Here is a 6324-nt window from a genome sequence, read left to right on the forward strand (position 1 = left end):
CATACCTGTTTTATAACGACAAACTACAAACTAAAACGACTTAAAAACTTTGATTCCCGATTACTGCCTTCGGGAATGACAATTAAATTTGGGATTTTTAAAAGGAATGTTTTTGATAGACTTTCAAGCAAAACAAACAACCGGATATTCCGTAAAATTAGAAATATACGGAATATACAGCCGTAGTTTAATGCCCACTTATAGCAGGCATTAAACACTTAAAAATAAGACATAAAAGTAGCGAGCTTAAATATCTTATTTCTATACGGACTGCTTTTGGTTTTGCTTGCCTTTTGCCTAAACAAAAGTGCATCCTTGCGGATCCCAAAAACTTTTATAACGACAGCTGAGAGCTGAGAGTTTAAAAACAACTACAAACAGCAATAACAAACTAACGACAAACAACTTAACTACAATTTGTAACTACAGCTTAGAGCTGAGGTTAACTACAATAACAGCTGAGGAGCTGATAAGCTGAATAGCTGAACAGTTTGAACTACAAACGACAGATTCTTCATCTGCTAAAGCAGATTCACAATGACAAAAAACTATAGCCCTTAAACTAATAACCTAAAAGAACTTGGATTCCCGACAAATACTTTCGGGAATGACAGACTAAACGACTAACGACAAACTAAATAAAAAACTTTGGACGGCTGTTTGATTTATGAAGTTTGAAAGACATAAAACAAACAGCCGTGACAGCTGAATTGGTTATTCAAGATGAGGGTATAACCAAAACAGCCACAAAAAATTTGCTTTGCAAATTTTTGAGGTATAGATGTAAAGATGAATAGATGTATGGACAACAACCTCAAAAAAATAATTAACGACAAAGAACTTTTTTATTTTTTTTTGGGATTTTTAAAAGGAATGTTTGTTGACAGGCAAAAGAAAAACGGCTGATTTATCTATGAGCAAGCAAAGCACCATAAACAAACAGCCGTGGTTTAATATCTACCTCATAGTAGGACATTAAACACTCGAAAATAAAATATTAAAGTAGCGAGCTTCAATATTCTATTTCTATCACGAACTGTTTTTGGTTTTGCTTGCCTTTTGCCTAAACAAAAGTGCATCCTTGCGGATCCCAAAAACTTTTATAACGACAGCTGAGAGCTGAGAACGAATACTTCGTATTCTTAGCTGAGAGCTGAGGGTTTAACGACAAACAACCATACCTGCTGATTACAACAAGTTTGATTATATCATAAAAAATATTTTTATTCCATTATATTTAACAAATTAATAATGAAATTATTTCTTTCTTGCAAGGGCTTTTCTTGCGGCAGCAACAATATCTACATCTTTTAAGTGATATTTTACCATTAAGTCCGCCGGTTTGCCCGATTCACCGAAAGTATCGTTTATTCCAACAAATTCCATAGGAACGGGGCAATTTTGAACGACAACCTCAGCAACGGCACTTCCGAAACCGCCGAATATTTGGTGTTCTTCCGCAGTAACTATTGCACCGCACTTTTTGCAACTGTCAATAATTGCCTGTTTATCTATCGGTTTTATTGTATGTATATTTAAAACTTGTGCTTTTATTCCCTCTTTTTCCAACATTTCACTTGCCGATAATGCCTCATATACCATTGTTCCGCAAGCTGCTATGCAAACATCCGTTCCTTCTTTAAGAACATTTGCTTTACCTATTTCAAATTTGTCGGATTCTTGAGTTATTGTAGGAATTGTTTCCCTACCGTACCTTATATAAACAGGACCGGGATAATAAGCGGATGCCATTGTTGCTTTTTTTGTTTCAACAACATCACACGGAACAATTACCGTCATGTGAGGCAAGCACCTCATTATTGAAATTTCTTCCAATGCCTGGTGGGTTGCACCGTCATAACCTACCATTAAACCCGAGTGAGAACCGCCTATTTTAACATTTAAGTTTGAATAACAAATAGTTGTTCTTATTTGTTCCCATGGCCTTCCGCTTGCAAATACACCGTAAGTTGCGGCAAACGGAATAAAGCCGGCAACCGAAAGCCCTGCAGCCATACCTAACAAATTTGTTTCTGCAATACCGACATTTATAAACCTGTTGGGAAACTCTTTTTGAAAACCGTTTATTGCAACCGAAGCTGCGGTATCTGCACCCAATACAAATATTTTTTCATCTTTTCTGCCCAATTCAATAAGTGCATCTCCGAAACCGAACCTTGTTGCTTTATTTCCGTAAATATTAACCATAACACCCTCTATATTTTTTATTTATTATTTTCTATTTCCGCTATTGCCTGTTCTGCCTGTTGCTTTGACGGAGCTTTTCCGTGCCAATCGGCAACATTTTCCATAAAAGATACACCTTTGCCTTTTACGGTTTTTGCTATTATTATTGTAGGTTTATCTTTACATTGTTTTGCCTGAATATATGCATTATCAACCTGTTCAAAGTTATGACCGTCTATTGTTATTACATTCCAACCGAATGCTTTATATTTATCGGCAACAGGGTCAATATTTAAAATATCTTTTACCTGTCCGTCGATTTGTAAACCGTTATAGTCCAAAATTGCACATAAATTATCCAATTTAAAATGAGGTGCTGCCATTGCCGCTTCCCAAACGCTGCCTTCCTGTTGTTCCCCGTCGCCCATAAGAACATAAACTCTGTTATTTTGTTTTAAAGTTTTCATACCTTTTGCAATTCCCGCACCTATTGAAAGCCCGTAACCTAAAGAACCCGTTGAAATTTCTATTCCGGGTAAATGTTTATCTGCCGCGGGATGACCCTGTAACCTGCTGCCTGCTTTTCTTAACGTGCATAATTCATCACAACAAAAACAATCAAGCCGTGCAAGAACAGCATATAAAACCGGGCAAACATGCCCTTTTGATAATATAAAATAATCCCTGTCTTGTGCTTTGGGATTTTTAGGATTAAAATTTATATGGTTATAATATAAGTCAACCAATAATTCTACCGATGATAAACTTCCGCCGGGATGACCGGAGCCGGCAAGTTCCAACATTTTTATTATATCTTTTCTTACTTCAACGGCAATTTTTTTCAATTCTGGTATATCCACATTTCCCCCTAAAACGGCAATTTACAATTTATAATGTAAAATTTATAATTAATTACAAATACTTTTAAAATTTTCTTTTGAAATAATTAATTTTAAAAATATTTTTAAAGAACAACGACGAGATTTCTCCTTGTTTTACTCGTCGAAATGACAACAAAAACAACTTGGATTCCCGACAGAAACCTTCGGGAATGACAAACTAAAAAAACTTTTTTCTCTTTTTCTTCCAATCTTCTAATCTTCAAAAATTGCTGAAAGCAATTTTTATTATTTTACAATATTTAAACTTTTAGAGCTACCTATTCTGCTTGCACCGGCATCAATCATTGCTACGGCTTGTTCATAAGTTGAAATTCCGCCTGCAGCTTTTATTCTTATATTTTTACCGACTACGGATTTTATTAATTTTACATCTTCTATTTTTGCACCCGACGGAGCAAAGCCCGTTGATGTTTTTATAAAATCGGCTCCGTTTTTCAAAATAATTTTTGAAACTTCCGTTTTTTCTTTATCCGTTAAATAAGCAGTTTCTATTATTATTTTTAAAATATTTTTACCGCATGCCTGCCTTAAACTTTTTACTTCCTTATTGATAAAATCAAAATCTCCAGATTTTAATGCCGATATATTTATAACGGCATCAATTTCATCCGCACCGTTATTTATAAGTTCTTTTGCTTCAACCATTTTTGTTAAATAAGAATTATACCCCAACGGAAACCCTACAACAGTGCAAATTTTTATATCGGTATCTGCCAAACATTTTTTACAGCTTTTTACCATAAACGGCGGAACACATACAGAATAAAATTCGTTTTCAACTGCTTCGTCACACAACTTTTTAAATTGTTCCAATGTAGCATTTGGAGCCAACAATGTATGGTCGATTTTTTTTGATATATTTATTTTTTTCATTGGTATTTTACCGTATATGATACATTATAAGTTTTACCTGCCGGAACTTTTATTTTAAAAACTATTACATTAGAATTCTTTTTTGTATATTTATCGGAACTTTCGGTTATTTTCCAACTTACACCTAAATTTTCTTCAACCTCAATTTCAATATCTTCTTTTTTTGAATTAGTAAATTCTATAACATAACTTTCCTGATGTGATGTTGAAGAAAGCTTTTTATATTCTTTTTGTGTTCTTGTAACCGCCACATCAAAAACTTTACCCAACTTTAAATCCATATCTTTATTTTCGGGTGTATGGTCTATTTTATCCTCGCCTATAAATTCCAATGCTTCCGCATCGGTTTTATAAACCCGCACTTTTCCTTTCGGTAAAGCTATACCTAAATTTGATTTTTTATCATTTTTAAAAGATAAATAAGTAAACACCTTACCTGCATCGGTATATGCATTATAAATATATTTCTTTTTTGCCGGAACTTTTTGTGCCGTCATTAATTGTATTTGTTTTTTTTCATTGTTTTTTATTGTAGTTTGTCTTGATAAATCATATATGTGATATTCGAAAAGACCTCTTTCTTCAAAACCGCCGGCTTCATCCATAGCTTGTGCCGATACTGCCATAACATTTTTTGCGGCATAAAGCCGTCTGGGTTGTTCCCTAACTATATTTACATCACCTGCAACAAGTTTTAATTTTGCATCATTGTAAGTTGCACCGGAATAGTTGTTTATTGTAACCCAACCGGTAATATCCAAACTTGAATCGTTATCTGCCAACACTACTATATAATCACTTACCCAAGAAATACCGCTTGTTTGATAAGTAAATTCCAAATTATTATTACCTTCAAAACGGCTGTCTATTACCCATGACAAAGTAGGTTTTAAACGAAGCCCTTCCGGCAATTTTGGCAATGAAACTTCCCCTTTCGGATTAAGAATAATTTTATCTTTTGTTTGCAGAACCATTCCGCCGTTAACGGCTAAAAGAGTGCCGGAGACAACTTCTTTTTTGGAACCGGATGATTCTTTTTCTATTTCAATATCTTTACCTATGTATTGTTGTAAAAGTTTATTTGTATTTACCAAATCGTAGTCGAAATTTTGCTCGTTTATTTTTATTTTGTCGGAGGAATGTGAAAATTTAGGCAACACGGATGTAGGGTCTATGTTTGTTGCAACATTATCTATTTCTATTTTTTGAATACCTTTTTTTAAAGTAACTTCTTTTTTATCTTTTATAAGTGCCAAATCGTTGTTGTATATGGTAACCGAAATTGCAAATAAATTACCGCAAATAAAACTTACAAGTAAAGCCGGAAGTAAAAATTTTTTCATAATAATTCTCCTTTAATTTTTAATTTGTTCCGGAGGAGGAGGAAAAGCTTTTAATATATATCTTATTACACCGTCAACAGCCGAAGTTAAATCAAGCCCTTCATAAGTATAAGAGTTTGTCCAAATAATATCCTTTGTAGCAACATCTTTTATTGTTAAAGAAACACCTACTGTTGCATTACTTGCAATAACCGTTGCATTATCAACACCGAAAGCCGTTCCCAAATCATAGACGGAAGAACCGCTGACTTCTACAGGGTCGTTATGGACAATAACCGTATTTGTATGCCTTGGCCCGTGGTGTATCGGTTCACGATACGGATACGGTTCATCTTTATGAATTAAATACTTTTTACCCGGTTGATATTCGGTTATTGAATAATCAACTATAATATCGGCTTCGGCACTTGAAGCTTTTAAATTAAAACCTTTTGACATCAATTGTTTTATAATGGAGTCCCTTATTGCCTGTGTTTGTGACGAATAAGAACCGTTTTCCACGTAAACATTTTTTATTTTTGAAAAATCGTAATCCTGTTTATATACGGCACTTGAAGAAACACATCCCGAAAAGCAAAATGCAATTAAAAGAAGAAAATAAAATTTTATTTTCATAAATCACCTTTTAATTGTTCCAAATGTTTTTGTGCCAATTCTTTTAATTTTTCATTTTTAGTATATTTACAAATATTTTCCCATTTTTGTATTGCTTTATCCCAAAGTTTTTGTTTTTCATAAAGCATTGCAAGCATATAGTATGCGGGAACGGCCTTGGGTTGTAAAGAAAGAGCTTTGTTTAAACTTTCTTCCGCTAAAAAAAATTGTTCTTCTTCAATATAAGCAATAGCTATCAAAATGTATTTATCCGCAGTTTCTTTTTGAAGCAAATCATTTTTTATTTGTGCTATCGCCTCGTCGTTTTTACCTTCGTTTATTAAAGTTAATGTTTGTTGCGGTCCTTTATTTGTTTGTTCGGAAAAAACGACTGCATTTATAAATAAAAAAATTAAAATAAAAAA

General features: G+C 33.6%; 6 protein-coding genes. All 6 read right to left on the reverse strand.

Annotated features, from left to right (window positions below):
- Positions 1-1257: 1257 nt before the first annotated feature.
- Positions 1258-2208 (reverse strand): transketolase family protein, encoded by a 951-nt coding sequence (locus tag ACMUOV_RS00540; protein ID WP_413852743.1) that lies wholly within the window; start codon positions 2206-2208, stop codon positions 1258-1260.
- Between the two features lie 17 nt (positions 2209-2225).
- A complete protein-coding gene (locus tag ACMUOV_RS00545) occupies positions 2226-3047 on the reverse strand; it encodes a transketolase (RefSeq protein ID WP_413852745.1) in 822 nt (273 codons plus the stop codon).
- A gap of 267 nt (positions 3048-3314) precedes the next feature.
- Positions 3315-3962 (reverse strand): deoxyribose-phosphate aldolase, encoded by a 648-nt coding sequence (gene deoC, locus ACMUOV_RS00550; RefSeq protein ID WP_413852746.1) that lies wholly within the window; start codon positions 3960-3962, stop codon positions 3315-3317.
- Entirely contained in the window at positions 3959-5305 is a 1347-nt protein-coding gene (locus tag ACMUOV_RS00555; protein WP_413852748.1) for a DUF4139 domain-containing protein, read from the reverse strand. Before ACMUOV_RS00555 ends, deoC begins: the two co-directional genes overlap by 4 nt.
- A 12-nt stretch (positions 5306-5317) precedes the next feature.
- Positions 5318-5920: a DUF4136 domain-containing protein gene (locus ACMUOV_RS00560; RefSeq protein WP_413852750.1), complete on the reverse strand. Its 603-nt coding sequence runs from the start codon at positions 5918-5920 to the stop codon at positions 5318-5320.
- The coding region (locus ACMUOV_RS00565) for a tetratricopeptide repeat protein (RefSeq protein WP_413852752.1) at positions 5917-6324 on the reverse strand (408 nt) is incomplete at its 5' end. The genes ACMUOV_RS00565 and ACMUOV_RS00560, both read right to left, overlap by 4 nt.

The organism is Candidatus Ruminimicrobium bovinum (assembly GCF_902760015.1).
Lineage (GTDB): Bacteria > Elusimicrobiota > Endomicrobiia > Endomicrobiales > Endomicrobiaceae > Ruminimicrobium > Ruminimicrobium bovinum.

Excerpts from the sequence above, each read along its gene's own strand:
- deoC (WP_413852746.1), bottom strand. The coding sequence starts at position 3,962 with ATGAAAAAAATAAATATATCAAAAAAAATCGACCATACATTGTTGGCT.
- ACMUOV_RS00555 (WP_413852748.1), bottom strand. The coding sequence starts at position 5,305 with ATGAAAAAATTTTTACTTCCGGCTTTACTTGTAAGTTTTATTTGCGGT.
- ACMUOV_RS00560 (WP_413852750.1), bottom strand. The coding sequence starts at position 5,920 with ATGAAAATAAAATTTTATTTTCTTCTTTTAATTGCATTTTGCTTTTCG.
- ACMUOV_RS00540 (WP_413852743.1), bottom strand. The coding sequence starts at position 2,208 with ATGGTTAATATTTACGGAAATAAAGCAACAAGGTTCGGTTTCGGAGAT.